Annotated in this window: 27 protein-coding genes and 1 pseudogene; 7 read left to right on the top strand and 21 right to left on the bottom strand. The window is 71.7% G+C overall.

All coding sequences use genetic code 11. The features are described 5' to 3' along the window. Positions 1-28: 28 nt before the first annotated feature. From KK483_RS30395 to KK483_RS30365, 7 genes are all read right to left on the bottom strand, one after another. Positions 29-823 (bottom strand): SDR family oxidoreductase, encoded by a 795-nt coding sequence (locus KK483_RS30395; RefSeq protein ID WP_399016223.1) that lies wholly within the window; start codon positions 821-823, stop codon positions 29-31. 190 nt (positions 824-1013) lie between these two features. Then, positions 1014-2597: a GMC oxidoreductase gene (locus KK483_RS30390; protein WP_262008417.1), complete on the bottom strand. Its 1584-nt coding sequence runs from the start codon at positions 2595-2597 to the stop codon at positions 1014-1016. Positions 2598-2679: 82 nt separating this feature from the next. Next, entirely contained in the window at positions 2680-3594 is a 915-nt protein-coding gene (locus tag KK483_RS30385) for a cyclase family protein (RefSeq protein ID WP_262009746.1), read from the bottom strand. An 8-nt stretch (positions 3595-3602) separates the two neighbouring features. Continuing rightward, positions 3603-5018: a chloride channel protein gene (locus KK483_RS30380; protein WP_262008416.1), complete on the bottom strand. Its 1416-nt coding sequence runs from the start codon at positions 5016-5018 to the stop codon at positions 3603-3605. A 13-nt stretch (positions 5019-5031) separates the two neighbouring features. Continuing rightward, a complete protein-coding gene (locus KK483_RS30375) occupies positions 5032-5349 on the bottom strand; it encodes an SHOCT domain-containing protein (protein ID WP_262008415.1) in 318 nt (105 codons plus the stop codon). 25 nt (positions 5350-5374) lie between these two features. Then, a complete protein-coding gene (locus tag KK483_RS30370; RefSeq protein WP_262008414.1) occupies positions 5375-5839 on the bottom strand; it encodes a DUF6325 family protein in 465 nt (154 codons plus the stop codon). 186 nt (positions 5840-6025) lie between these two features. Then, positions 6026-6784, bottom strand: a complete 759-nt coding sequence (locus tag KK483_RS30365; RefSeq protein WP_262008413.1) for a GAP family protein — start codon at positions 6782-6784, stop codon at positions 6026-6028. Between the two features lie 149 nt (positions 6785-6933). Between KK483_RS30365 and KK483_RS30360 the strand changes: the two genes are divergently transcribed. Next, on the top strand, positions 6934-7884 hold the full coding sequence (locus KK483_RS30360) for a YhjD/YihY/BrkB family envelope integrity protein (protein WP_262008412.1): 951 nt from the start codon (positions 6934-6936) through the stop codon (positions 7882-7884). Positions 7885-7916: 32 nt separating this feature from the next. On the opposite strand, the gene KK483_RS30355 is transcribed toward KK483_RS30360, so the two are convergent. The 5 genes from KK483_RS30355 to KK483_RS30335 form a co-directional block, all read right to left on the bottom strand. Further along, the gene (locus KK483_RS30355; RefSeq protein ID WP_262008411.1) at positions 7917-8810 is read right to left on the bottom strand and encodes an ATP-binding cassette domain-containing protein; all 894 of its coding nucleotides are present in this window, start codon (positions 8808-8810) and stop codon (positions 7917-7919) included. Then, positions 8777-9844, bottom strand: a complete 1068-nt coding sequence (locus KK483_RS30350) for an ABC transporter permease (protein ID WP_262008410.1) — start codon at positions 9842-9844, stop codon at positions 8777-8779. The genes KK483_RS30355 and KK483_RS30350 overlap by 34 nt, the downstream gene beginning before the upstream one ends. Then, positions 9841-10854 (bottom strand): sugar ABC transporter substrate-binding protein, encoded by a 1014-nt coding sequence (locus tag KK483_RS30345; protein WP_262008409.1) that lies wholly within the window; start codon positions 10852-10854, stop codon positions 9841-9843. The genes KK483_RS30350 and KK483_RS30345 overlap by 4 nt, the downstream gene beginning before the upstream one ends. Positions 10855-10961: 107 nt before the next feature. Continuing rightward, positions 10962-12023 carry a sugar ABC transporter substrate-binding protein gene (locus tag KK483_RS30340; RefSeq protein WP_262008408.1) on the bottom strand — a complete coding sequence of 354 codons (1062 nt, stop codon included), beginning with the start codon at positions 12021-12023 and terminating at the stop codon, positions 10962-10964. A 144-nt stretch (positions 12024-12167) separates the two neighbouring features. Next, entirely contained in the window at positions 12168-12905 is a 738-nt protein-coding gene (locus KK483_RS30335) for a GntR family transcriptional regulator (RefSeq protein WP_262009745.1), read from the bottom strand. Between the two features lie 149 nt (positions 12906-13054). Between KK483_RS30335 and KK483_RS30330 the strand changes: the two genes are divergently transcribed. After that, positions 13055-14059, top strand: a complete 1005-nt coding sequence (locus KK483_RS30330; RefSeq protein WP_262008407.1) for a Gfo/Idh/MocA family oxidoreductase — start codon at positions 13055-13057, stop codon at positions 14057-14059. A 7-nt stretch (positions 14060-14066) separates the two neighbouring features. On the opposite strand, the pseudogene KK483_RS30325 reads toward KK483_RS30330, so the two are convergent. From KK483_RS30325 to KK483_RS30315, 3 genes and pseudogenes are all read right to left on the bottom strand, one after another. Further along, positions 14067-14318: pseudogene (locus KK483_RS30325) on the bottom strand (cytochrome P450); the annotation flags it as partial. A gap of 44 nt (positions 14319-14362) precedes the next feature. After that, the gene (locus KK483_RS30320) at positions 14363-15055 is read right to left on the bottom strand and encodes a response regulator transcription factor (protein ID WP_262008406.1); all 693 of its coding nucleotides are present in this window, start codon (positions 15053-15055) and stop codon (positions 14363-14365) included. After that, positions 15052-16284, bottom strand: coding sequence for a sensor histidine kinase (locus tag KK483_RS30315; RefSeq protein ID WP_262008405.1), 1233 nt, complete (start codon positions 16282-16284; stop codon positions 15052-15054). Before KK483_RS30315 ends, KK483_RS30320 begins: the two co-directional genes overlap by 4 nt. Before the next feature lie 145 nt (positions 16285-16429). Between KK483_RS30315 and KK483_RS30310 the strand changes: the two genes are divergently transcribed. Beyond that, the gene (locus KK483_RS30310) at positions 16430-16651 is read left to right on the top strand and encodes a hypothetical protein (RefSeq protein ID WP_262008404.1); all 222 of its coding nucleotides are present in this window, start codon (positions 16430-16432) and stop codon (positions 16649-16651) included. Between the two features lie 112 nt (positions 16652-16763). Here KK483_RS30310 and KK483_RS30305 read toward each other — a convergent pair whose 3' ends face one another. Both KK483_RS30305 and KK483_RS30300 read right to left on the bottom strand, forming a co-directional pair. After that, the gene (locus tag KK483_RS30305; protein ID WP_262008403.1) at positions 16764-17153 is read right to left on the bottom strand and encodes a hypothetical protein; all 390 of its coding nucleotides are present in this window, start codon (positions 17151-17153) and stop codon (positions 16764-16766) included. Positions 17154-17249: 96 nt separating this feature from the next. Further along, positions 17250-17831 carry a dihydrofolate reductase family protein gene (locus tag KK483_RS30300; protein ID WP_262008402.1) on the bottom strand — a complete coding sequence of 194 codons (582 nt, stop codon included), beginning with the start codon at positions 17829-17831 and terminating at the stop codon, positions 17250-17252. Positions 17832-17999: 168 nt separating this feature from the next. Here KK483_RS30300 and KK483_RS30295 point away from each other — a divergent pair, with 168 nt between their 5' ends. Then, positions 18000-18734, top strand: a complete 735-nt coding sequence (locus KK483_RS30295; RefSeq protein ID WP_262008400.1) for an SDR family oxidoreductase — start codon at positions 18000-18002, stop codon at positions 18732-18734. A 251-nt stretch (positions 18735-18985) separates the two neighbouring features. Here KK483_RS30295 and alc read toward each other — a convergent pair whose 3' ends face one another. Then, positions 18986-20107, bottom strand: coding sequence for an allantoicase (gene alc, locus KK483_RS30290; RefSeq protein ID WP_262008399.1), 1122 nt, complete (start codon positions 20105-20107; stop codon positions 18986-18988). Between the two features lie 4 nt (positions 20108-20111). After that, on the bottom strand, positions 20112-21455 hold the full coding sequence (gene allB, locus KK483_RS30285) for an allantoinase AllB (protein ID WP_262008398.1): 1344 nt from the start codon (positions 21453-21455) through the stop codon (positions 20112-20114). A gap of 326 nt (positions 21456-21781) precedes the next feature. Between allB and KK483_RS30280 the strand changes: the two genes are divergently transcribed. Beyond that, positions 21782-22603 (top strand): IclR family transcriptional regulator, encoded by an 822-nt coding sequence (locus tag KK483_RS30280; RefSeq protein ID WP_262008397.1) that lies wholly within the window; start codon positions 21782-21784, stop codon positions 22601-22603. 53 nt (positions 22604-22656) lie between these two features. Here KK483_RS30280 and KK483_RS30275 read toward each other — a convergent pair whose 3' ends face one another. Further along, a complete protein-coding gene (locus tag KK483_RS30275; protein WP_262008396.1) occupies positions 22657-23400 on the bottom strand; it encodes a class I SAM-dependent methyltransferase in 744 nt (247 codons plus the stop codon). An 18-nt stretch (positions 23401-23418) separates the two neighbouring features. Continuing rightward, a complete protein-coding gene (locus KK483_RS30270; protein WP_262008395.1) occupies positions 23419-23766 on the bottom strand; it encodes a DUF5955 family protein in 348 nt (115 codons plus the stop codon). Positions 23767-23987: 221 nt separating this feature from the next. Between KK483_RS30270 and KK483_RS30265 the strand changes: the two genes are divergently transcribed. Then, entirely contained in the window at positions 23988-24605 is a 618-nt protein-coding gene (locus tag KK483_RS30265) for an NTP transferase domain-containing protein (RefSeq protein WP_262008394.1), read from the top strand. Between the two features lie 231 nt (positions 24606-24836). Then, positions 24837-26459 carry a malate synthase A gene (aceB, locus tag KK483_RS30260; RefSeq protein WP_262008393.1) on the top strand — a complete coding sequence of 541 codons (1623 nt, stop codon included), beginning with the start codon at positions 24837-24839 and terminating at the stop codon, positions 26457-26459. The last annotated feature ends 25 nt before the right edge of the window (positions 26460-26484 follow it).

Here is a 26484-nt window from a genome sequence, read left to right as displayed (position 1 = left end):
GTCGGGAGCCCTGCGGTGCGGACGGGCGTCAGCCGCCGGTGGCGAATCCGGGGAAGAGGGTCATCCCTCCGTCCACGTACAGCGTCACTCCGACCACGTAGTCCATGAGGTCCGAGGTGAGTGCGACGGCGGCGCGGGCGATGTCCTCGGGGTCGCCGACGCGGCCGTACGGGATCAGGGTCAGCAGGTCCTTCTCGGCCTGGGGGGTGTCCCAGGCACTGGTGTTGATGGGGGTCTTGATGGCTCCGGGCGCGACCGCGTTCACGCGGATCTTCTTCGGCGCCAGCTCCTGGGCCAGGGTCTCCATCATCATCTGCACGCCGCCCTTGGAGGAGGCGTAGTTGACGTGGCCGGCCCAGGGGATGATCTGGTGGACCGAGCTCATGCAGATGATCTTCCCGGCGGAGCGTGACACCTCGGGAACGACACCGCGGCGCAGGAACTCCTTGGTCGCCTCGCGGGCGCACAGGAACTGGCCGGTGAGGTTGACGTCGATGACCTTCTGCCACTGGGCGAGCGTCATCTCGGTGACGGGGGCGTCCCGCTGGAGGCCGGCGTTGGCGACCATGATGTCGATGGTGCCGAACTCCCGGACCATCCGGTCGACCATGGCGACGACCTGGTCCTCCTGGGACACATCGGCCTCGTAGGCGGCGGCGCGCACCCCGGCGGCGGTGATCTCCTCGACGACCTCGTCGGCGGCCTCGGAGCCCGCCACGTAGTTCACGACCACATCGGCGCCCGCTCGGCCCAGCGCGATCGCGGTCGCCCTGCCGATCCCCGAGTTGGCGCCGGTGACCAGTGCTTTCTGTCCCTTCAGCAGGGGCGGGATCGGGTACGGTGCCGCATCGGCCTGGGAATTCACGACGCCTCCTGAGTACGTGCCTCGGGTCCCGCGGGCCGCGACGAGGTCACCGCGGGCCCGCGCGACACGCAACCACCCCCGGACGGCGGCGGCCGGGGCAGCGCACGCGCCGTTGGGCCGTTGGGCGGGCAATGTTCCCCCGGTCGGCTCAGCCGCGCAGCCGCTCCAGGAGGTGGTCCCCGACGCGCAGGGCGTTGGCGATGGCCGTCAGCGACGGGTTGACCGCGCCGATGCTCGGGAAGAAGCTCGTGTCCACGACGTACAGGTTGTCCAGGTCGTGGGCCTTGCAGTTGGTGTCCAGGGCGGAGGAGGCCGGGTCGGTGCCGAAGCGGACGGTGCCGGCCTGGTGGGCGGTCGCGCCGATGGGCATGCCCTTGTGCAGGTAGATGCTGTGGGACAGCAGATGGTGCTCGTGCATGCCGAGGTGGCCCAGCATGCCCTGGAGCTTGTGGCGCAACCGGTCGAGCCCTTCGATGTTGTTCTTCTCGTCGAGGGCGAGGTGGATGCCGCCGTCCCGGTCCAGGGTGACGCGGTTGCCGGGGTCGGGGAGGTCCTCGCCGCACAGCCAGAAGTCGACGGCGTGGTGGGCCAGCACCTCGAAGGGCATGTTCGGGGTCACGGCCCCGGCCCAGCGCGGGGCTTCGCCGTGGATCTGCTCGGCGTCGGACTTGCCGAGCATCTGGATGCCGCCCAGCGGATAGTCCCAGTCGTCGGCGCCCAGGTACCAGTCGTGGAGGGCGAGGGTCTTCTGGAACTGGGTGTCGTTGGGCTCTTTGGACACCGCCATCAGAGCCAGGTTGTTGTGCCGCATGTAGTGCCGGCCGACCACGTCCGAGCTGTTGGCAAGACCGCCCGGATGCAGGTCGTTCGCCGATGCCAGCAGCAGGACCGCGGAGTTGACGGCGCCGCAGGAGACGACGACGACGTCGGCGGAGAAGCGGGTCTCGGTGCCGTCGCCGAGCCGGGTGACGACGCCGGTGACGCTGCGGCCTGTGGCGTCGGTCTCCAGGCGGACCACATGGGCGTTGGTGATCAGCTCGACGTTGGGGTGCTCCAGGGCGGGCTCGACGCAGATCACCTGGGCGTCGGACTTGCCGCGCACCAGGCAGGGGAAGCCGTCGACCCGGTTGCAGCGGATGCAGACGCTGGAGTGGACCGCCCGGCCGCCGCCGTCCTGGGTCAGGTTGACCCCGATGGGCAGGTGGAAGGGGTGCAGTCCCCGTTTCTCCAGGTCGTCGCTCAACTGCTGGATGCGCGGCTCGTGCTGGACGGGCGGGTACGCGTACGGCGCGCTCGCCGGGCCCTCCCAGGGGTCCTCCCCGTGCCGGCCGTGGACGAGGTAGAGGTGCTCGGCCTGGGTGTAGTACGGCTCCAGGTCCTCGTAGCGCAGCGGCCAGGCGGGCGAGACGCCCCCGTGGTGGCGCAGTTCGCCGAAGTCCTCGGGGCGCAGCCGGAAGAGGGCGGCGCCGTAGAACTTGGTGTTGCCGCCGACGTAGTAGTTGACCTCGGGCGGGAAGCTGTTGCCGTTCTTGTCGAACCAGAACTCGGGGGCGCGGTACTTGCCCTTGACGAACACGGCGGTGGAGTCCCAGTTGTCGCGCTCCCGGGGGAGGTAGTCGCCGCGTTCGAGGAGGAGTACGCGCGTGCCCGACGGGGCGAGGCGGTGGGCGAGGGTTCCGCCGCCCGCGCCGGTGCCGATGATGATGACGTCGTAGTGAGGGGATTCGGTCATGGCGGGGCACCGTCCTCACGGCTCTGGCCGGCAAGCGGCACTGTCAGTCGAACATATCGGTGGAATACGGATGCCGCAGATGTCACAGGACGGCGATCGGGTTGACCGGCGAGCCCGTGGCGGCCGGGAGACGCAGCGGCGCGACCACGCAGAGAAAGCTCCATCGGCCCTCCTGCGCGCAGACCGGTGCCAGCTCCTCGAACTGGAGATAGTCCATCAAGTGCATGCCCATGGCGTGGATGGTGAGTACATGGATGGGGTAGGCGACTCCTTCCACCGCGCTCGGGGCGGTGTCGTTGTTGCCGTCGCTGCCGAGGACCGCGACGCGCCGTTCGGCGAGGAACTCCACCGCCTGCGGATGCAGTCCTGCGCGCGCGTCCGCCGCGTTCCACGCCCCGGCCTCCCGGCGGCGGCGCCGGTGGCCCACGCGGACGAGGAGCAGGTCGCCCGCACCGACCCGTACACCCTGCGCGGCCTCGGCGGCGGCCAGGTCGTCCGCGGTGACGTGCTCGCCCGGCTCCAGCCAGGGCACTCCCCGCAGCCGTGGGATGTCCAGGAGCACCCCGCGGCCCACGATGCCGTCCCGGACGAGGTCGACGGTGAGCGCGGTGGCGCCGTCGGCGGTGACACTGCCCGCGGGTACGCCGTTGTAGAGCGCGCCGTCGTACAGGACGTGGCACAGGGCGTCGAGGTGGCTGTCCGCGTCTCCGTGCACGTTCATGGCGAAGCGGTCCCGGGCGAAGTACAGTCCCGGCGCGCCGATGTCCCGCTGGTGGGGGCCGGTCATCCGGTGGTCCGCGGGGTCCGGGTTGTCCGGCCCCGCCTCGGTCTCGACGAGCGCGGAGAGCGAGACCGTACGACCGGTCACGACCTCGCGGGTCGCCGCCACCACCCGCGCGGGTGTGAGGTGGCCGAGGGTGCCGCGCCGGTCGTCGGGTCCGTGGCCTGCCCCCTTGCGCAGCTGCTCGTAGAGGGCCCGGAAGGCGTCCTGGGTCATCGGTGCGGTCACGACGGCTCCCGCTCCCGGGGCGCCCCGGCGCCGCTGGGCAGCTCCCCCTCCTCCGCGGGCTGCTGGTCACGGAACGCGGGCAGCAGCTGCGTGGTGCAGAACGCGATCACCGCCGCCAGCATCACGACGGGTGTCATGGCGATGCTGCCGAGCAGCAGCGCGACGAGCACCACACTGCTGACCGGGAGCCGGAAGGCCGCGGCGGCCGAGGCCGCCATGCCCGCGGCCAAGCCGGGAATCACGCCGAACCCGGGCAGGGGGGAGAGCAGCACGCCCAGCGCGGCGCCCAGGAACAGCGCCGGGAAGATGGGCCCGCCCCGCAGGCCGGCCAGGCACAGGGAGTACGCGACGCTCTTGAACGCGATTACGGCGATGAGCGCGCCCACGCCCCAGGAGCGCGGGTCGGCCGCCAGCTGGGCCATCGCCGCCTGACCGGACGAGGCCACGTCCGCAGACGTACGGCCGGTGAGCAGGGTGTAGAGGGTCGCGCAGACGCCTGCGCCCGTCGCGCACAGCATTGTCGCAGCGACGGGTCGCGCCCGCACGAGGGCGGCCGCCCGCCGGCCCCCGGCCATGATCAGGTGCACCAGGACGCCGATGACGACGGCGATGACCACGGTCCAGCCCACATCCCCGGCGTCGAGCCGCGGGAACGGCCCGGACAGCGGCAGGCTGAGGCTGCCGGTCTCCAGACCGGTCCACCGGCCGAAGCCCGTGAACACGAGGGAGCCGATGCCGCTGGACAGCAGGGCCGGCAGCATGACCGCGAACAGCTGCGGCCCGCCCACCCCGACCACCTCCATCAGCAGCACGGCACCGACGAGCGGGTTGCCGAGGATCACCGACATGGCGGCCGCGGCGCCGGCCGCGGCCATGAGGGCGGTGCTCTGCGGGGTCTCGGGCCCCCGCGCGAGGTCCCTGAACAGCAGGGCGAGACCGCCGCCGAGGGCGATCAGGGGCGCTTCCGGGCCCAGCGCAGCGCCGAGCGGCAGGCTCGCCACGGCAGCGATGACCACGCCGGGCAGCGCTCTGGCGGAGGCTCCGCCGGGCTGGAGTCCGTACGCGGGGACATGACCGCCCGCGCCGGGCAGCCGGGTCACGACAAAGGCGACGACCGCGCCGGCGAGCGGCAGCAGCACCAGGGGCCACCACCACGGCGGGATCGAGCGGCCCATCGCCTGCGGCAGATGCACCCACATGAGGTGCTCCAGCTGGTGCAGGGCGACGAGGAACCAGAACGCCACGAGCGAGACGGGCACGCCGATCAGGGCGGAGTGCACCAGCGACCTGAGGTAGGCGGGGCTGTGCAGCAGCCCGCGCAGCAGGTCCGCCTCCCCCGGCTGGGTCCGGCCGCCGCCGGGCGCGGGTGCCCCCGGCTGCTCCGGGCCGGCCCGCGGCTGCGGCTGTGTCATCGGGGAGGCGCCCTCAGCCGAGGATCTTCTGCTTCTCGGCCGCGAACTCCTCCTCGGTGAGGATTCCCTGAGCCTTCAGCTCACCCAGCTTCTTGAGCTCGTCGATCTTGTTGCCCATCTCGTCGTCGGGCGGCATGGGCGGCGGCATGGCCTGCGGAGGGCTCGGCGCGGCGGCCGGCGAGGCCTGCGCCTGCGCCTGCTGCTGTTCTTGCTGTTGCTGGTCCTGCTGTGCCCATCGGCCCGACTGCCGCCGCGACACACGGCCGGACACGGCGGTGGCGGTTCCGGCGATGACGGCGGTACGGGTGACACGGCGGAGAAGACCTGGCATGTTCGTCTCCCTGTGGGTGGCTTGATCAGGCGGCCGAACGCGTCCCGCCCGGCGTCCCCTCGACCTCGTCCAGCGAGGCGAGCAGCGCCTGTACGGGGATCCGTCCTCCGGCGACCAGTTGCGCGCCACTGCGCCGCATGGCCCGGGCGAGCGGAGCGGCCCAGGTGTTCTCGTACACGAGGACCGCGGCGGAGCTGCCGGGTTCCACGGCCGCGCCGGCCTCTTCGATGTCGTCCTGGCCGAGCAGGCCGGAGGACACGCCCTCGAACACGGTCAGGTCGAGGGTTCCGTCGGCGTCCACCTCGGCCAGCTCCAGCGCCATGACGGAGCCGTCGGTGTCCTTGCGGACGAAGATCAGATCGAGAATGCGGATGATTCCCCGGTCGACCAGGTCGACCAGAAGAGGAAAGCCCTCGCCCGTCATCCGATTGCCGGGGAACTCCACGACCAGGTAGTCGACGGGTCCCATGTCTTCGAAGTCATCGCTCATGACCACTCCTCGCGAGCGCATCAGCGGTCCGGGCGGCTCGCCGGCCGACGGCTCGGCGCGCCCTCGGGCACGCGGCGTCCCGTATGCCATTGCAGCACCCGCGGGGGTGACGCGCACCTTCGGCGCGGAGGGGCGCCGGGGCGGGGCGGGGTGCCGGGACGGAGCGGGCAGGGGCGGGCGCCCCCGTCAACTCGTGAGCTGGTAGATGCTGTTGCCGGTCAGCCACAGGCCGAGCACCAGGCTGCCGATGATGATGGCCGGTTCCTCGTGCGCCTCCAGCCAGGCACGCAGCCGCTTCAGGCGCTCCCCCGCCGCCTTCGGAGCGAGCACCGTGTACAGCTCGGCAGCCAGCAGACTGGCGGTGGCGAGAATGCAGAACCCGAACAGCGCCAGGTACGTGGCGAAATGGGACAGGTCGGCCTTCACGACGACGGTGGCGCCCGCGGCGACCACGCCCCACGGCTGAAGGAAGACGGCAAGCCCCGCCGCGGACCAGAGGGACATCCGGTCCATCTTGGAGACCTCGGCCTCGGGCGAGGAGTCCGTGGCTGCGGAGCCCGCGGCCGCCGGGCCAGCCGCCGCCGGGCCAGCCGCCGTCGTGCCCGCGGCCGTCGTGCCCGCGGTCTTCGTGCCCGCCGTCGAGGGCTGCTCGTGCGCCGCGCCGCGGCGGCGGCGCCTGTGCATCCCGTACGCGACCAGGCCGATGCCGATGGCCAGCTTGGCGGCGAGAGCACCCGTGGACGGCGGTGACCTCGGCGGCGGTGGGGTTCCGCCGGTGAAGAGCAGCACGAGGGCGATCACCGTGACGAGGCACGCCAGCCACGCGAGGATGAAGACCAGGCCCTTCCACACGCCCCTCTGCGACGCCAGCAGCAGCACGAAGGCCATGATGGGCAGCGGGTCGAGAGTGATGCCGACGCCGATGAGCAGCAGCTCAAGGACCATGTGGCTCCCCTTCTGCAGGGATTCGTCCGCGCCCGCGGCACCCCTCCATCGTGGTCCTCGCCACCGCGGGGCACAAACAGAGCACCGCGCGCCCGGGGTGCCGGTGCCGCCCGCTTCCTCCACCCTGAACGCAGGGAAGGAGCTACGCGATGACCATGCCGCGCCGCGCTCCCTTCCTTCGGCCGTCCTGGTGGAGCGCACGGTTCGGCACCTGGGCGGCCGCCGCACGGTCCATGGCCGCGCGCACCGAGGCGCGCTTCCCCGTCGTCACCCATCTGACGGCCCGTATGGTCTCGGTGAACATCTTCGACTCGGCGACCCGGCTGGCCGCACAGTGCTTCCTGACCGCCGTGCCGCTGCTCTTCGTCGTCGGGGCCTTCGCCCCCGAGGGCGTACAGCAGCAGCTGATCAGCTCGGTGCGGGTGGTGTTCGGGCTCACCGACTCCTCCGCCGACCAGTTGGAGCACGTGTACAAGTCCACCGACGAGAATCTCCGCAAGGTCACCGGCGTGGTCGGTGCCCTGATGGTCCTGCTCTCCGCCACCGCGTGCAGCCGGGCGATGCAGCGGCTGTGCAAGCGGGCCTGGCTGATGCCCCGGTCGGGCGTACGGATCGCCCCATGGCGCTGGCTGGTCTGGATCCTGGTGTGGCTCAGCACCCTTATCGCGCAGGGACCGCTGCGGGAGGGTTTCGGCGTCGGGTTGTGGCTGGCGGTCCCGGTCACCCTGGTGTCCCAGGCGCTGCTGTGGTGGTGGTCGCAGCATCTGCTGCTCGGCGGGCACATCGGGTGGCGTCCGCTGCTGCCCGGAGCCGTGCTCACCGCCGGCGCCACCACCGCGCTGGCGATCGGCAGCCGCTACTACATGCCCCGGGCGCTGGACCGGAGCCTGGCCGAGTACGGGTCCGTCGGGCCGGTCTTCACCCTGCTGTCCTGGCTGATCGTGATCTGCGTCGCGATCGCCGTCGGCCTCACCGCAGGGGCCGTCCTCGCGCAGGAACCGTGGCTGGCCCGCCGGCTGGGCACGCACGAGCGCGGCGCCGAACCGTGGCACCGCCCCGGGTCCCGGCCGCCCCTCGGACCTGACGGACCCAGGCCCTGACCCGGGACCGGGACCGGGACCGGGTCAGGCTTCTAGGCGGCGCCCTCGGCCTCGGTGTCCTTGCCCCCGATGTGCCCGGGGACAGGTGCCCGTTCCAGTTCGTGGCGCAGGTCGTCGAGCTCGCTGCCGCCGGCCATCTGGCGGGTGAGCTCGTCCAGGCTGATCTCCTGCTTGCTGTGGCTGCCCACCATGGCGCCGCGCTTCAGCAGCACGAAGCGGTCGCCGACGAGATAGGCGTGATGGGGGTTGTGGGTGATCAGTACAACGCCGAGGCCCGCATCACGTGCGGCGGCCACATACTTCAGGACGACGCCGGACTGCTTGACGCCGAGCGCCGCCGTGGGCTCGTCCAGGACCAGCACCTTGGCGCCGAAGTGGACGGCGCGGGCGATGGCCACGCACTGCCGCTCGCCGCCGGAGAGCGTGCCGATGGGCTGGTCGACATCGCGCAGGTCGATGCCCATGCGCAGCAGCTCCCGACGGGTGGTCTCGCGCATCAGCCGGACGTCGAGCCGCTTGAAGGGGCCGCTGCCCCTGGTCGGCTCGGAGCCGAGGAAGAAGTTCCGCCAGACCGGCATGAGCGGGACGACGGCGAGGTCCTGGTAGACGGTGGCGATGCCGCGGTCCAGGGCCTCGCGCGGGGAGGCGAGCCTGACCTGCTCGCCCTCGATGGAGAACGCGCCCGCGTCGTGCTGGTGCAGCCCCGCGATGATCTTGATGAGGGTGGACTTGCCGGCGCCGTTGTCGCCGAGCACACAGCTGATCTCGCCCGCGTGCACTTCGAGGGAGACCCCTTCGAGGGCGCGGATGTTGCCGTAGTACTTGCTGACGTCGTCGAGCTCCACGAGGGCGGCGCGGTCGGTCACTCGGGCGTCTGTCACGCGGTCGTCTGTCACTTGCTCGCCTCCGCACGCTTGCGGACCCATGCGTTCAACAGGGTGGCCAGGAGGAGCATGGCTCCCAGGAAGAACTTGAACCAGTCCGGGTTCCACTCCGCGTACACGATGCCCTTGCTGGTCATGCCGAAGATGAAGGCACCGACCGCGGAGCCGATCGCGGAGCCGTAGCCGCCGGTGATCAGGCAGCCGCCGATCACGGCCGCGATGATGTAGATCAGCTCGTTGCCGACGCCCTCGCCGGACTGGACGACGTCGAACGAGAAGAGCAGATGCTGCCCCGAGACCCAGGCGCAGAACGCCACGCCCATATAGAGGCCGATCTTGGTCCTGACCACCGGGACACCGACGGCGCGGGCCGCGTCGGCGCCGCCGCCGACGGCGAAGATCCAGTTGCCGAACCGGGTGCGCAGCAGGATCCAGGTGGCCAGGGCGACGAGCGCGGCCCACCAGAGGATGGTGACCTTGAAACCGACATCGCCGATGGTGAGCTGGGAGGCGAAGAGCGCCTTGGCGGAGGAGAAGCCCTCCATGTCGGCGATGGTCTTGGTCGACACCGTGCCGCTGATCAGCTTGGTGAAGCCCAGATTGAGCCCGGTGAGCATCAGGAAGGTGCCGAGCGTGATGATGAAGCTCGGCAGCTTCGTGCGGGTCAGCATCCAGCCGTTGAAGACCCCGACGGCGAGCGTGACCAGCAGGGACACCAGGATGCCGACCCAGACGTTCGCGGTCATCCGGTAGCTGAACATCGAGGAGATCAGCGCGGAGCTGGTCACCAGCACACCGGCGGAGAGGTCGAACTCGCCGCCGATCATCAGCAGGGCGACGGGGACGGCCATGATGCCGATGGTGGAGGCGGCGTACAGGACCGTGCCGAGGCTCGATGCCTTCAGGAAGCTGTCGGCGGTCAGCGAGAAGAAGACGAACACCGCCGCGGCGCCGACGACCGAGCCGAGCTCGGGCCGGCCGAGCAGCTTCTTCCACGGGGAGGTGTGCAGCAGCCTCTCGTCGGCGGCCGCGGGCTTGTCGGGCCGGTGGTGCTCGGCCGGTGCGGTCGCGGTCATCGGGTCCCCCGCTCCGTGTAGTCCTGCAGTTCGGCGGCGTCCTCGCCGGTGATGATCTGCGGTCCGGTCAGGACCGGCCGGCCGCCGCCGAGCACATCGGCGTTGTAGCGGTACAGCCACAGCAGGTCGACGGCCTCGTAGCCCTGGAGGTAGGGCTGCTGGTCGACCGCGAAGCCGAGGTCACCGGCCTTGAGCGCGGTGGCGACCTTGGCGTTGAGGTCGAAGGTGTCGATCTCGGCCTTGCTCTGTGCGCTCCGCTTGGCCTGCACCGCGGCGTCGGCGAAGGGCGCGCCGAGCGTGACGACGGCGTCGATGGACGGGTCGGACTGGAGCTTGGCCTCGATGGACGCCTGGACGTCAGGCATGTTGGTGCCGTCGACGTACAGGTTCTGCAGCTGTCCGTCGAAGGTCTTCCCCGTCCCGGCGCAGCGCTGCTCATGGCCGACGTTTCCCTGCTCGTGCAGGACGCACAGGGCCTTCTTGCGGCCGCGTTTGTCGAGCTCGTCGCCGACGGCCTCGCCGGCGATGGTCTCGTCCTGGCCGATATGGGTGAGCGCGCCGAAGCTCTTGGACTCCTCGGAGCCCGAGTTCACGGTGATCACCGGGATGCCGGCCCTGGTGGCCTTGGCGACGGCGTCCTTCATGGCGTCGGGCTTGGCGAGGGTGACGATGAGCCCGTCGACCTTCTTGTCGATGTACGAGTCGACGAGCTGCGCCTGCTGCTGTCCCTCGTCGCTGTGCGCGTAGAGGAAGTTGATGTTGTCCTTCACGGCGGCCTGCTTCGCACCGTTCTGGACGATGTCCCAGAAGGTGTCGCCGTCGCCCGAGTGCGTGACCATCGCGAACGTCCAGCGCGGGGTGGTGACGGCGGCCCTGCCCTCGGCCGCGGCCGCCTTGCGCGCGTCCTCGGCACGCTTGCCGCCGGTCGCGCTGCACCCCGCCAGGGAGGCTCCGAGCACCGCCGCCAGCAGCGCTCCGACCGCGCGTACCCCTGTCCGAACCCTTGCCACGACGCCGTGCCCCTCTTGCTCCGCTTGTAGTACTCCGCGGTAAGTATCCCTGAGCACTCCTGCCGCATACACCACCGGGTACGTCACCGTGTGCGTCACCGGCTGCGTCACCGGGTGCCGTCGGCCGTGAGCTTCTCCAGCGCGGGCACGTCCTTCTCGGTCACCAGGGCCGGTCCGGTGAGCACGGGCTTGCCGCCGCCGATGACGTTGAGGTTGGTCTTGTTGAGCCAGAGTTCGTCGACGGCGAGATAACCCTGGAGGTAGGGCTGCTGGTCGACGGCGAAGCCGATCTCCTTGGCCTTGAGCCGCTTGACGACCTCGGCGTTGAGGTCGAAGGTGTCGATCTCGGCGTCGGAGCCGGCGCCGTCCTTCGCCTGCACGGACGCGGCGGCGAACGGCGCGCCGAGCGTGACGACGGTGTCGATGTCCTTGCCGCTCTGGAGCTTCGCCTCGATGGAGGAGGTGGCGGCCGGCATGTTGGTGCCGTCCACGTTGAGGTTCTCGACCGTGCCCTCGAAGGTCTTCTTCACCCCGGCGCAGCGGTCCTCCAGCGAGACGTTGCCCTGCTCGTGGATGACGCAGACCGCCTTCTTCCTGCCGCGCTTGTTGAGCTCCTCGCCCACGGCCTCACCCGCGACGGACTCGTCCTGGCCGATGTGGCTGAGCGCGCCGACCTCCTGGGAGAACTGGCCGCCGGAGTTGATCGTGACGACCGGGATGCCGGCCGCGACCGCCTTCTTGACGACCTCCCTGACGGCCTCCGGCTTGGCGAGGGTGACAACGATGCCGTCCACGTCCTGGTCGATATAGGTCTGGACGAGCTGCGCCTGCTCCTTGCCCTCCTTGTCGGCGGCGTACAGGAACTCGACGTTGTCCTTGGTCGCGGCGGCCTCGGCGCCGCGGCGGACGATGTCCCAGAAGGTGTCGCCCTCGCCGGAGTGGGTCACCATGGCGATCTTCAGCCGCTCGGTCGTGGCGGGCTTTCCGCCGCCTCCCCCGCCCGAGGGCTGCTCCTCGGAGTCCTTGCCGCCGGAGCTGCTGCATCCAGCGGCGGCGGTGAGTGCGAGTGCGGTGAGCAGGACTGCTGCCGTGCGTGCCGTGCGAGGTGTGCGTGCCGTGCGTGCTGTGCGTGGTATGCGGGGTGTGCGTGCCGTGCGAGGTGTGCGCATGGGGGGTCCGCCTTCTCTCCCGGCCGCCGATTGCGGCTGGGTGAGTTTCTACGATGGCGGCGCGGGCCCGTCAATACTTTGTCCGAACATTCTTACCCGAACACGACGGCCGGTCGCGCTCCGCCGGCCGGTCCCCGAGCGGGTCTACGACCGCACGAGGAGCTGGAACTCGAAGGCGTACCGCGAGGCCCGGTAGACGTGCGAGCCGAACTCGACGGCCCGCCCGGTGTCATCGAACGTGGTGCGCTCCATGGTGAGCAGCGGCGCGCCGCCCTCCTCCCCGAGCAGGGCGGCCTCGTCGGCGGTGGCCGCGCGCGCGCCGACCGACTGGCGGGCGCTGTGCAGGGTGATCCCCGCGGCCCGCATCATCCGGTAGAGCCCGGTGGATTCGAGCCGCTCGTCGTCGAGGGGCAGCAGCCCGGCGGGCAGATGGTTGCGCAGCTGGGCCATCGGCTCACCGTGCGCGTACCGCAGCCGCTCGATCAGATGGACGTCGCTGCCCTGCGCCACCCCGAGCGCGGCCGCGATTTCGGCGGTCGCGGGTTCGACGGCGTTCGTCAGCACCCGGGTGGCCGGGCGCTGGCCGGCCGCCTCCAGGTCGTCGTAGAGACTGCTCAGCTCCAGCGACCGCTTGACCTGGCTGTGCACGACCTGGGTGCCGACACCGCGGCGGCGCACGAGCAGCCCCTTGTCCACGAGCGACTGGATGGCCTGGCGCACGGTGGGGCGGGAGAGCCCGAGCCGGCCCGCGAGGTCGATCTCGTTGCCGAGCAGGCTGCCGGGCGTGAGCGTGCCGTGCTCGATGGCCGCCTCCAGCTGCTGGGAGAGCTGGTAGTACAGCGGGATCGGGCTGGTGCGGTCGACGCCGAGCTGGAGCGACAGGGTGACGTCCGTCGAGTCTCTGGGCGTGTCTCTGGGCTGCTTGGGCACGCTGCGAGCGTAGTCGCAGGGTTTGTTGACCGGAAGTTGTGTCGTTCGATTGTCAGGACAAATGCTTGACAGGGTCGAGGCGCGCCCTCCACCTTGGGGCCATGCGCATCGGACTCATCGGAACCGGACGTATCGGCGCCTTTCACGCGGGCGTCCTCAGCCGTCACCGCGAGGTCGGCTCCCTGGTGGTCGCGGACACCGACGCCGCACGGGCGCGCGAGGTCGCCGACCGCACGGGATCGACCGCCGCCCCTTCGGTGAACGAGGTCTTCACCTGGGGCGTCGACGCCGTCGTCATCGCCTCTGCCACCGCCGCCCACGCCGACCTGATCGCCCGCGCCGCCCGCACCGGGCTGCCCGCCTTCTGCGAGAAGCCGATCGCCCTCGACCTGCCCGGCACACTGCGCGCACTCCGCGAGGTGGCGGACGCCGGCACCGTCCTCCAGCTCGGCTTCATGCGCCGCTTCGACGCGGGGTACGGCGCGGCACGTGAGCTGGTGCGCTCCGGGCGGCTCGGCCGGCTGCACACCGTACGGGCCGTCACCGCGGACCCGGCCCCGCCGCCCGCCGCGTACCTGCCGCTCTCCGGCGGCCTCTACCGGGACTGCCTGGTCCACGACTTCGACATCCTGCGCTGGATCACCGGCCGCGAGATCACCGATGTGTACGCCGCGGGCTCGGACGCCGGTCCCGCCATCTTCCGCGACGCGGGCGACGTCGACACCGCCGCGGCCCTGCTCACCCTCGACGACGGCACCCTCGCCACCGCCACGGCCACGCGCTGCAACGGCGCGGGCTACGACGTCCGCATGGAGCTCTCCGGCGAGCTCGACACCGTCGCGGTCGGCCTCGACGACCGCACACCGATCACCTCCACCGAACCCCAGGGCCCCCCGCCCGCCGACAAGCCCTGGCCCGGCTTCCTGGAGCGCTTCGCCCCCGCGTACGAGGCCGAGCTCGACGCCTTCATCCAGGTCGCCGCCGGCGAACTCCCCAACCCCTGCGACGGCGGCGAGGCCCTGGAGGCGCTGCGGGTGGCCGAGGCGTGCGAACTGTCCCGCCGGGAGCGGCGGCCGGTGCGGATCGAGGAGATCCCGGGGCTCTGACGTCCGGTCACCAGACGACGGGCAGCCGCCGCGCTCCGCGCATGAGCAGTCCCGGCAACCAGTCCGGCGGCCCGCCGTCGGGGTCGAGGGCGAGCCCGGGGCAGCGCTCCAGCAGCGTCCGGACCGCGGTCGCGCCTTCGAGGTGGGCCAGCGGAGCGCCCAGGCAGTGGTGGACACCGTGCCCGAAGGCCAGATGCCCCCGTGCTTCGCGGCGAATGTCGAAGCGGTCCGGCTCGGGGAACCGGGCGGGATCGCGGTCTCTACGGGCGCCGCGGGCGGGTCGGTAAGGGCGCCGCGGGCGGGCTACGGGGTCGTGTCCTCGTCCAGGAGGCCCGCGTCGTGGACCAGTAGGGCGATCTGGACGCGGTTGTTGAGGCCGAGCTTGGCCAGGATGCGCGAGACGTGGGTCTTCACCGTCGGCAGGCTCATGTAGAGGGACGCCGCGATCTCGGCGTTGGAGTGGCCGCGGCCGACCGAGACGGCGACCTCCCGTTCACGTTCGCCGAGCGTCCCGAGGCGGGCGCGCGCCCGCCCGGCGCGGTCGTCGGGGGGCGCCGCGGCGGACGCCACCCGGCTCATCAACTGGCGCGTCACCGCCGGGGAGAGCACCGGGTCCCCGGCCGCCACGCGCCGCACGGCGGCGACGATCTCGGCGGGCGGGGTGTCCTTCAGGACGAAGCCGGCGGCCCCGGCCCGCAGCGCCCGCAGCACCTGCTCGTCGGCGTGGAAGGTGGTGAGGACGACGACCTCGGGGGCGTCGGCGTCGCGGGCCCGGAGCCGCTCGGTGGCGGTGAGCCCGTCCATCGTGGGCATCCGGATGTCCATCAGGACCACATCGGGCCGCAGCCGGCCGGTGAGCTCGACGGCCTCGGCGCCGTCGGCGGCCTCCCCCACGATCTCGATGTCGTCGGCGCCGCCGAGCATGAAGGTGAGTCCCGCGCGGACGAGGGGGTCGTCGTCGACGATGAGCAGCCGGATGGCGGTGGGGGCGGTCATGAGGGCCACGGTAGCCAGGACCGGACCATGAACCCTCCGCCGGCCGTCCTCCCGTGCTCCAGGCTGCCGCCCGCGAGCGTGGCGCGTTCGGTGAGCCCGATCAGGCCCTGGCCGGAGCCGGGCACGTCGGTCACCGGACCGGCCGGTGCGGGGTTGCGCACCTCGACGGTGAGCCCGGAGCCGGGGCCGCCACCCACCGTCACGGTGACCTCGGCACCCGGGGCGTGCTTGCGGGCATTGGTGAGGGCCTCCTGCACGATGCGGTAGACGGTGCGGCCGGTGGCGGCCGGCACGGTGGCGGGGTCGGGGACGGCGCTGTCGAGCGTGATCCGTATTCCGGCCTGCCGGGACTCGTCCACGAGCGCCCCGAGCGTCGCCAGGGTGGGCTGCGGCCGCTCACCCTCGTCCCGTTCCTCACCGGGCGCGCGCAGGACGCCGATGATCTCGCGCAGGTCCTGGAGTGCGTCGTGCGCGCTGTCGCGGATCACCCCGGCGGCGCGGGCGACCTCGGCCGGCGGCGCGTCGGGGCGGAACTCGAGCGCCCCCGCGTGGACCGAGAGCAGGGTCAGCCGGTGGGCGAGCACGTCGTGCATCTCGCGGGCGATGGCCTCGCGGGCGAGCCGCTGCGCCTGCTGGGCCCTCAGTCCGGCCTCGGTCTCGGCGCGGTGGGCCCGCTCCCGCAGGGCGACGACGAGCTGGCGGCGGGAGCGTACGAGCATGCCCCAGCCGGTCGCGAGCAGCACCAGGACGACCCCGGCGACGGCCGACGCGAGCGGGGTGAGGTCCGGCTCGGGGCGCAGAAAGGGCGAGGCGACACCGCAGACCAGCGCCAGCGCGCCCATGGCGGCGACAGGGCGGAACGGCCGGTGGACGGCCAGGCTGAACAGGCTGACCAGCAGCGCCCCGCCCGCGATCGGGACCAGCATCGAGACCACGGCGAGGACGGCGGCCAGGGCGACGGGCCAGCGTCGCCGCAGCCACACCGAGCAGCAGGCCGCCGCACCGATCAGCTGGTCGGCGAGGAGGACGGCCTCGGGGTTGCCGGCCTGCTCGGCGGCCTGGGCCGCGAGCAGCCCGATGCCGGCGGCGAACAGGAACGCGACGGTGTCCACGGCCCAGTCGCGCACGGTTCTGCGGGGCCGCATCCGGCCCCGGTCACCCGGCAGCTCCTGGTCCAGGGGATCGGCCATGGCCGAGGGCAGCAGCCAGAGGTACTCCGTGCGCGTCATATCGACAAATCTACGCAGGCGGGGGCGCCGGTACCGCCCTCACCGGCAGGCCGCTACCAAAGTCGCACGGTCTCAGACTTTCGGACCGGGCAGCGCATGCCGACGGCCGACGCGCCGCCCGGCCGCCGCGCACGATGATCACGGCATGAAGAAGTTGCTGGAGTTCATCGGAGCGGCGCTCCTCGTGGTCGGCGTCTGCGGGGTGCTGCGCGAGCTCACCGACGGCTGGTTCCCCTTCATGGGCTTCACCCGGTGGATCATCGAGCCGATCGGCTTCCTGGACGGCAGGGAGCTCTATGCCCACATCGTCGTCTCGGTGCTCGGACTCGCGGTGCTCGGCCTGGGCGACCGGTACGGGAAGGCTTAGGTCGCGTCCTCGGCGCCCGGGGTCGCGCGAGAGGCGTCGCCCCTCCTTCGACCTCCCTCAGCACCGGCCCTCCTGCGGCCTCCCTCAGTCGTCCTCCCTCAGTCGTCCTCCCTCAGTCGTCCTCCCTCAGGCGGGCCATCTCGGCGCCGTGGAAGCTGATCCGACAGGTGACGGTACCGACCGCGTAGAGCACCGCGCCGCCGACGGCGAAGGGCACGGAGCCGCCGAGCACCGCCAGCAGCTTCGGCCAGTCGCGCTCCGCGGCGCACTGGCCGCCCTCCGCTGCCGTCTCGTTCGCCTCCGCGCGGTCGGTGAAGAAGCGCGACTCGCACTCGGTGGGCTCGTCGGACCAGCCGTCGTCGAGTTGGTAAGGGGTGAACAGCAGGGCGGCGAACCAGGCCCACAGGAGTCCGGCCACGATGAGCAGCAGAATCCCCCAGTGCCTGGTGCGCAGGCCCTGTTCGCGGAAGTCCCGGTCGTACAGCAGATGCAGATGCGGCATGGCGTACGAACCTAGCAACAGGCCCCGGCGCACGGCCCGTTGCCCCCGACGATCACTCGACGATCACTCGGCCATCACCCGGCGATCACTCGGCGATCACTCGGCGAGCTCGAACGCGCCGTACTCGGGGCGGCCCGCGGTCCGGTACGTGTCGAAGCGCGTGGGCGGGACGCCGTCCGCGAACAGCCGCAGCCCCGAGCCGAGCACCACGGGATAGACCAGCAGATGCATCTCGTCGATCAGGTCGTGGGCCATGAGGGAACGCGCGAGGGCGCCGCTGCCGTGGATCTGGAGTTCGCCGTCGGGAAGCTCCCGCTTCAGCCGGGCCACCTCCGCCGCGACATCGCCGGAGACGATCGTGGAGTTGTGCCACTCCGCCTTGTCCAGGGTGGTGGAAACCACGTACTTGGGCAGGGAGTTGAGGCGGGAGGCGACCGGGTCGCTCTCGTCGGTCACCCTCGGCCAGGCGCCGGCGAAGATGTCGTACGTGCGACGGCCGAGGAGGAACGCCCCGACGCGGTCGAAGACCCCGGTGATGAAGGCGCCGAAGTCGTCGTCGGCGTAGGGGAAACTCCATCCGCCGTGGGTGAAGCCACCGCGGGTGTCCTCCTTCGGCCCACCGGGGGCCTGGTAGACGCCGTCCAGCGTCACGAACTGGGTGAGGCTGAGCTTGGCCATGGCGATTGCCTTCCTTGCCGTCCTGCCGTCCGTGCTTCCCACGGTCCTGTTGCCCTCTCTGACTCCACTGCCGCCCGGAACTCATCGTGGCGTCCGATCCCCGCCGGTGCCGGGCCGCGCGGCCCGCTGTGATGGACGGCGGAACCCCTTATGGATCTGGAGGCTTCGATGACGGACGGCAAGGCGGCCCTGGTGACCGGAGGCAGCCGCGGGATCGGCGCGGCGACGGCGGTGCGGCTGGCCCGGGAGGGGGCGGATGTGGCCATCACCTACGTACGGGAGAAGGAGGCCGCGGACGAGGTCGTGCGGAGGATCGAGGCGGCCGGGCGGCGCGGAGTCGCCCTGCGGGCCGACTCCTCGGACGCCGCCGAGGCGGCGGAGGCCGTCGGGCGCGCGGTCGCCGCGCTCAGCCGGCTCGACGTGCTGGTCAACAACGTCGGCGTGGGCCTGCTCGGCCCGCTGGAGAGTCTGACGCCCGCGGACGTCGACCGCGTGCTCGCCACCAATGTGCGCGGCGTCTTCCTCGCCTCCCAGGCGGCGGCCGCCCGTATGGAGCGCGGCGGCAGGATCATCACGATCGGTACGTGTATGACGCAGCGTGTGCCGGGTCCGGGTGGAACGCTCTACGCGATGAGCAAGTCGGCGCTGATCGGCCTGACGAAGGCGCTCGCCCGCGAACTCGGCGCACGCGGGATCACCGCGAACATCGTCCACCCCGGCCCGGTGGACACCGCCATGAACCCGGCGGACGGCCCGTACGCGCAGGCCCAGAGCGCGCTGACCGCGCTGGGGCGGTTCGGGGTGGTGGACGAGGTGGCGTCGATGGTGGCGTATCTGGCGGGGGACGGGGGCTCGTACGTCACGGGCGCGGAGCTGTCGGTGGACGGCGGCCACGCGGCGTAGTTCGGGGGTCTGGGGCCTTTTCCCCACCCCGCCCCTTCCCGCAGCATCGAATTGCGGCTCCGCCGCGTGGGGGGGGGCAAGCCCCCAGACCCCGTACGGCCTTCGGCCGTGTCCTCAATCGCCGGACGGGCTGGAAATGCGGGCTGCGCCCCGCATTTCCAGCCTCGCTGGGGGTCCCCCCACGCCGCAGGACGTAGGGGGAGTTTGAGGCGCGGGGGTCCGGGGGCAGAGCCCCCGGGACCCAGGTGGCGTCAGCCGCCCAGTTCCTGGTGGCGCGCCGCCAGCCGCGTCGCGCCCCGGTCCGTCAGCGAGCCGAAGAGCCGCAGGCGCGAGATCCCGCCGTCGGGGTAGATGTCGATGCGGACGTGCGTGCCGATCACCGGCGCGTCCAGCACGAAGCGGTGGTTCGTGTCGGGCTGGAGCCGGGTCCGCGGCAGGACCTCGGTCCACTCGCCGGACTCGCCGGACTCTCCGTCCCGCACGGACAGCGCCGCCCACCCGGCCGAGTTGCCCTTCAGATACGCCGTGTCGATCTCGACGGCGCGGATCTCGGACTGCTCCACCAGCCGGTAGCGGATCCAGTCGTTGCCCTTGTCGCGGCGGCGGCGCGTCTCCCACCCGTCGTCCATCTTCCGCGACCGGCCCGGCTGGATCGTGTTGGTGGCCGGGGAGTAGAAGCGGTCGGACGCGTCCTCGACCTGGCCGCCGTTCTCCAGCGCGACGAGGTCGAACGTCCCGAGGACGCCCAGCCACTGCGGGTCGGGGACGACCTCTCCGTGGACCCGCAGGCGGGCGATGCCGCCGTCGGGGTGCTGGTTGACGCGCAGGTGCGTGAAGCGCTGTTCGACGTCGACGGTGAAGCCGTTGGCCGCGTGGCCGCCGATCGCGGTGCGCGGCACGAGCGTCGTCCACTTCACGTCGGCGCCGAGCAGGTCCTCCGGCGACGGGGAGCCGGGCACCGCGGTGGCCTCGATCGAGACGGCCTGCGGGTAGTTGCCGCGGAAGTGGGCGGTGTCGACGACGATGCCGCGTACGACGCCGGGCGCGCCCAGCCGGACCAGCGCCCAGTCGTGGTCGTCCTCGGTCGGGTGCGGCTGCCCGGTGGAGACGCCGCGGCGGCGCCGGGTCTCCCAGCCGTCCATGATCTTGCCCTTGTGGCCGAAGTGTTCGGGGTCGAACTCGGCCGCCTCGGGCTTCAGCAGGTTCTCGCGCTCGGCGAAGAACTCGTCGTTGGCGGCGATGACGCCCGCGCCGAGGCGCCGATCGGCGAGGTCGGCGTGGTGTGTGAACGGGAAGTCGGCGGTGCGGTAGTCGGCGTACGGGTCGCCGCCGCCGTACGGGCTCGCGTCTCCGGTGAAGGACGGTATCGCCACGGTGTCAGTCGTTCCTTTCGAGCAGCCGGCCGATCGGCTCGGCGAGGGTGCCGTTCTCCACGATCCGCGTGCCGCGCAGCCATGTCGACCTCACGACGCCGTGCAGCGTCCTGCCGGCGTAGGCGGTGACCTGGTTGCGGTGGTGGAGTCCGGCCGGGTCCACGGTGAAGGTCTCGTCGGGGGCGAGTACGACGAAGTCGGCGTCCCGGCCGGCCTCGATCGCCCCCTTCCCGCTGAGCCCCGCGAGCTCCGCCGGCGCGGACGCCATCCAGCGGGCGACGTCCTCCAGGGTGCGGCCGCGCCGGCGGGCCTCGGTCCAGATGGCCGGGAGGCCGAGCTGGAGGGAGGAGATGCCGCCCCAGGCGGAGGCGAAGTCGGGGGTCTTGAGGTCGGTGGTGCACGGTGAGTGGTCGGAGACGATGCAGTCGATCGTCCCGTCGGCCAGGCCCTGCCACAGGGCGTCCTGGTTCGCGGCCTCGCGGATCGGCGGGCAGCACTTGAACTCGGTCGCCCCGTCGGGGACTTCCTCGGCGGTGAGGGTGAGGAAGTGCGGGCAGGACTCGACCGTGATGCGTACGCCCTCCGCCTTCGCGGCGGCGATCAGCGGCAGCGCGTCGCCGGACGACAGGTGGAGGACGTGGACGCGCGCGTCGAGCCGCCTGGCCTGGGCGATCAGGTTCCCGATCGCCGTGTTCTCGGCGTCGCGCGGGCGCGAGGCGAGGAAGTCGGCGTACCGGGGGCCCGGCCGCTGCGGTGCGGCGGCCAGCTCGTGGGGGTCCTCGGCGTGGACGATCAGCAGTCCGCCGAAGCCCGCGATCTCCGCCAGCGAGCGGGCGAGCTGCTCCTGGTCGAGCTCGGGGAACTCCTCGACACCCGACGGCGACAGGAAGCACTTGAAGCCGAAGACACCGGCGTCGTGGAGCGGACGCAGCTCCTTGATGTTGCCGGGGATCGCGCCGCCCCAGAAGCCGGTGTCCACGTGTGCCTTGGGGCGGGCCACGTCCTGCTTGACCCGCAGGTGGTCGACGGTGGTCGTCGGCGGGAGGGAGTTGAGGGGCATGTCAAGGAGCGTGGTGATCCCGCCGGCCGCGGCGGCGCGGGTGGCGGTCCAGAAGCCCTCCCAGGCGGTACGGCCGGGGTCGTTCACATGGACGTGGGTGTCGACGAGTCCGGGGAGTACGACGTCGTCCCCGACGTCCTCGACCCGGGCGCCGGCGGGCACCTCGGCGTCGTGCGGCAGCACTGCCGCGATCCTCCCCCCGGCGACGGCGACGGTCGCGGGCCGTGTCCCCTCGGGGGTGATGACGCGTGTCGAGCGCAGTACCAACTTCACGTCCGGTTCGGACACCCGTGCCCTCACTTCCCTTCCGCACAGCGGAATTCAACGAACTGTTGAAGAAGTCTTCACCTCGCGTCGCGACCCGTCAAGAGCAACCCGAGGGTCGCGGATACCGGGGCGGATCCCGGTTGGATGTATCCACAAAGTGGAAAGTAAATTCCACTGGACAGAACGTAGCTATACACAGAAGCAGCGTCAAGAGATCATGGGAAGGCGCGGTCCGCACCCGGACAAACATGTCCTGACCGGCAAGGACGCCTCGTCGATGCCGATGTGCCGCGCACAGCCGCCCGGTAGGCTGGCAACTTGCCCGCCCGCCTGAAAGGACCGTTGACGTGCCGACGTCCAACGCCAGCAGCGCCCCGGTGAACACCGACGCCGCCGCCAAGCCCGCCGCGACCAGCGGTGGCGTCCAGTCCCTTGAGCGCGCCTTCGATCTGCTGGAGCGGATGGCCGACGCCGGGGGCGAGGTCGGGCTGAGCGAGCTCTCGGCGAGCAGCGGGCTGCCTCTGCCCACCATCCACCGTCTGATGCGCACGCTCGTGGCCTGCGGTTACGTGCGTCAGCAGCCGAACCGGCGGTACGCACTGGGCCCCCGCCTGATCCGCCTCGGCGAGTCCGCGTCCCGGCTGCTCGGCACCTGGGCCCGCCCCTATCTGGCCCGGCTGGTCGAGGAGACCGGCGAGACGGCGAACATGGCGCTGCTCGACGGCGACGAGATCGTGTACGTGGCGCAGGTGCCGTCGAAGCACTCGATGCGCATGTTCACGGAGGTCGGGCGGCGTGTCCTGCCGCACTCGACGGGCGTCGGCAAGGCGCTCCTCGCGAACACCCCGCCGGAGGAGGTGCGGGCCCTGCTCGCCCGCACCGGCATGCCGGCCGCGACGGAGAAGACGATCACCACGCCGGAGGGCTTCCTGGCCGCCCTGGAGCAGGTGCGCCGCGCGGGTTACGCGGTGGACGACAACGAGCAGGAGATCGGGGTCCGCTGCCTCGCGGTCTCGGTGCCCGACTCCCCCACGGCCGCGGCGATCTCGATCTCGGGCCCGGCGGGCCGCGTGACGGAAGCGGCGACGGAGAAGATCGTGCCGATCCTCCAGACCGTCGCGAAGGAACTCTCCGAGGCCCTGGCGACCACGTCAGCCCCGCAGAGCTGATCCGGCGGCCACGTGCGACCGCGTGCGACCACGCCACTGACCCGGCGGCCGCATCAGCCCTCCGGATCCGACCTGGCCACCACCAGCGCCGCGCGAGGCGTGCCGTCCGGTCGGCGGCCCAGCCCGGACATGGCGCGGAGTTCGACCTCGAACCCCGCCCGCTCCAGCTCGCGCCACACCTCCGCGAGCGGAAACGTGCGGTAGTACATGACGAACCGCGGCCACCACACCGCGTTCCGCACCCGCATCGCCGCGTCGAAGCCGAGCATCGCCCAGTACGGCCACGAGCCGGGCCGCGGCGGGGCCCCGATCGGGAAGGCGAAGACACCGCCCGGCCGCAGCACCGAGTGGACCTGCGCGAACAGCCCGGGCCGCTCCTTCGGCAGGAAGTGCCCGAACGCGCCGAAGCTCACGGCAAGATCGAAGGCGGGCGCGAACGGCAGGGCCCGCACATCGGCCCGTACCCACTGCACCTTCGACTCGGCGGCGCCGACCGCCTCCCGGGCCACGTCGAGCATCCCCGCGCTGAAGTCCACGCCGACGACGCGCTCCCGGCAGACCTGGTCCAGGACGCGGACGCCCGCGCCCGTACCGCAGCAGATGTCCAGCCCAGCGCGGAACGGCCCGAGCGGACGCAGGGCGCTGACCGTCTCGTCGAGGATCCGCTCCGGCGTGCGGAACGGGGTCGCGTCGAACTTCGGCGCGAGCAGGTCGTAGCCGCGCTCGACGGAGGAGAGCGCCTGGACGGTGAGCTCGCGGAGTGTCGGCCCCCGCCGCGCGCCGTGGTTCGTGGTCATCACCGCCCAGCGTAGTGATCAGCTGTGCGGTTCGGTGCGGTGGTCCAGGGCCGGTCCGGTGTTCGGCTCGCCGAAGAGCTCCACGGCGTTCCGCACGCTCGTCAGCCCGGGCGCGAGTGCGCTCACCGAGCCGATCGAACCGGCGATCAGCAGGAGCGAGCGGCGCAGGCGCCGGATCTCCGGCACACCGCCGACCGCCATCGCGTCCATCGCCGCCAGCTCGTCCTCCGCGATGCCCCGGTCGGCGAACTCGGCCGGATGCCCGGCCAGTTCGCGGCGGAGCCGGGAGACGGCGGAGCGCAGCGCCGCCACCCTCGGGTCCTCGCCGCTCCCTGTCACCCGCGTCTGCCCCACGCTCCGCAACAAAGCTCCCCCTTGCACGTCGTTGTGCTGCCCGGTGTCCGACCCTCCGAACGGTGGTCAAACGCCTGGGGTCGCGGGCAAGTTAACGCCATTCCGTGCGGAGGGCGCCACTCCGCGGTACGAAATTCAGCTCGACGTGTCCGCTTCCGGGCGCCGAGGAGATCGGCGGCGCCACCGGGGCGGGTGTCGAGGCACAGCGCCACGCGATGAGGTATGCAGGGGGCATGGCTCACACTTCGGACAGACCGCAGGTTGCGGGGCTGGTTCTGGCGGCGGGCGGCGGGCGGCGACTGGGCGGCCGCCCGAAGGCGCTGCTGGAGTACCGCGGCCGCCCTCTGGTCGAGAACGCGGTACGGGTGCTGCGGGCCGGCGGCTGCCGTTCGGTGCACGTGGTCCTGGGCGCGGAAGCGCAGCGGGTGCTGGGGAAGGCCGATCTCGCGGGCTGCGTCGTCTCGGTGAACGCGGACTGGGAGGAGGGCATGGGCTCCTCGCTCCGTACCGGCCTGGCGTCCCTGACGGCCGCGGGCGAGGGCGAGCGCCCGGACGCGGTCCTCGTCTCCCTGGTGGACCAGCCGGGGATCGGCGCGGCCGCGGTGGCCCGGGTGGTGGCCGCCTGCGAGTCGGCGTCGGCGCTGGTGGCGGCTGCGTACGACGGGCGCCGGGGCCATCCGGTGCTGTTCGGGGCGAGCCGGTGGGCGACCGTCGCGGAGCGCGCTTCGGGCGACCGGGGCGCCCGGGACTACCTCAGGGAACACGAGAAGGAGATCACGCTGGTCGAGTGCGGAGACGTGGCGGAGGCGTACGACATCGACACCCCCGGGGATCTGGCGCACCTTGAGTGAGTGGCGTGGCACCGAGCGCCACGGTATGTCGACCCGGAGAATCTCGACATCAACAAACCATTGAACTTCCACCATGCGATAACTACTATCCACAGATCAGAAGCGCCTGTACGACAGAACGGCGCCGACGGCCGCGCCCGCAGCCCTGGCACTGCGTGCCGGCCGAGGTGCCGGCGGTCGCCCGGCACCGCCCGTGAAGCCGGCCGAGTTCACTGAAGGAAGTGACAGCTCATGTCCGCACCAGCGCCGTCGCCGCTGGCCATCGTCGAAGCCCAGCCACTGCCCCGGCAGGAGGAGGTGCTGACCGACGCGGCACTCGCCTTCGTCGCCGAGCTGCACCGGCGGTTCACGCCCCGGCGCGACGAGCTCCTCGCCCGCCGGGCGGAGCGCCGCGCCGAGATCGCCCGCACCAGCGCCCTCGACTTCCTCCCGGACACCGCGCGGATCCGCGAGGACGAGTCCTGGAAGGTCGCCCCGGCACCGGCCGCGCTCGACGACCGGCGCGTCGAGATCACCGGCCCGACCGACCGCAAGATGACCATCAACGCCCTCAACTCGGGCGCGCGGGTCTGGCTCGCGGACTTCGAGGACGCCTCCGCCCCCACCTGGGAGAACGTGGTCCTCGGCCAGCTCAACATGGTCGACGCCTATGAGCGCCGCATCGACTTCACCGACCCCCGCTCCGGCAAGTCGTACGCCCTGCGCCCGGCGGAGGAGCTCGCCACGGTCGTCATGCGCCCCCGCGGCTGGCACCTGGAGGAGCGCCACCTGCGCTTCGACGGCCGTCCGGTGCCGGGCGCCCTGGTCGACTTCGGGCTGTACTTCTTCCACAACGCCAAGCGGCTCATCGAGCTCGGCAAGGGACCGTACTTCTATCTGCCGAAGACGGAGTCGCACCTGGAGGCCCGCCTCTGGAACGACATCTTCGTCTTCGCCCAGGACTACGTGGGCGTTCCGCAGGGCACCGTCCGCGCCACCGTGCTGATCGAGACGATCACGGCCGCGTACGAGATGGAGGAGATCCTCTACGAGCTGCGCGACCACGCCTCCGGACTCAACGCCGGACGCTGGGACTACCTCTTCTCCATCGTCAAGAACTTCCGTGACGGCGGCGCCAAGTTCGTCCTCCCGGACCGCAACGCGGTGACGATGACGGCCCCGTTCATGCGCGCTTACACCGAACTCCTCGTCCGCACCTGCCACAAGCGCGGGGCCCACGCGATCGGCGGCATGGCGGCGTTCATCCCCTCCCGCAAGGACCCCGAGGTCAACCGGGTGGCCTTCGAGAAGGTCAAGGCCGACAAGGACCGCGAGGCGGCCGACGGCTTCGACGGCTCCTGGGTCGCCCACCCTGACCTGGTCCCGATCGCCTTGGCCTCCTTCGACGCGGTCCTCGGCGACAGGCCCAACCAGAAGGACCGCCTCCGTGAGGACGTCCACGTCACGGCCGCCGACCTCATCGACATCGCCTCCCTGGACGCCCACCCCACCTACGAGGGCCTGCGCAACGCGGTCCAGGTCGGCATCCGCTACATCGAGGCGTGGCTCCGCGGTCTCGGAGCCGTCGCCATCTTCAACCTGATGGAGGACGCCGCCACCGCCGAGATCTCCCGCTCCCAGATCTGGCAGTGGATCAACGCGGGCGTCGTCTTCGAGAACGGCAGGACCGCGACGCCCGAACTGGCCCGCGAGGTCGCGGCGGAGGAACTCACCGCGATCCGTGAGGAGATCGGCGAGGACGCCTTCGCGGCCGGCAAGTGGCAGCAGGCCCACGACCTGCTGCTGCACGTCGCCCTGGACGCCGACTACGCGGACTTCCTGACGCTGCCGGCGTACGAGCAGCTGACCGGCTGACGTCCCGTTCGCTCCGCATCCCGCC

Source organism: Streptomyces sp. FIT100 (assembly GCF_024584805.1).
GTDB lineage: Bacteria > Actinomycetota > Actinomycetes > Streptomycetales > Streptomycetaceae > Streptomyces.
This window is presented reverse-complemented; position numbering and strand designations above follow the sequence as displayed.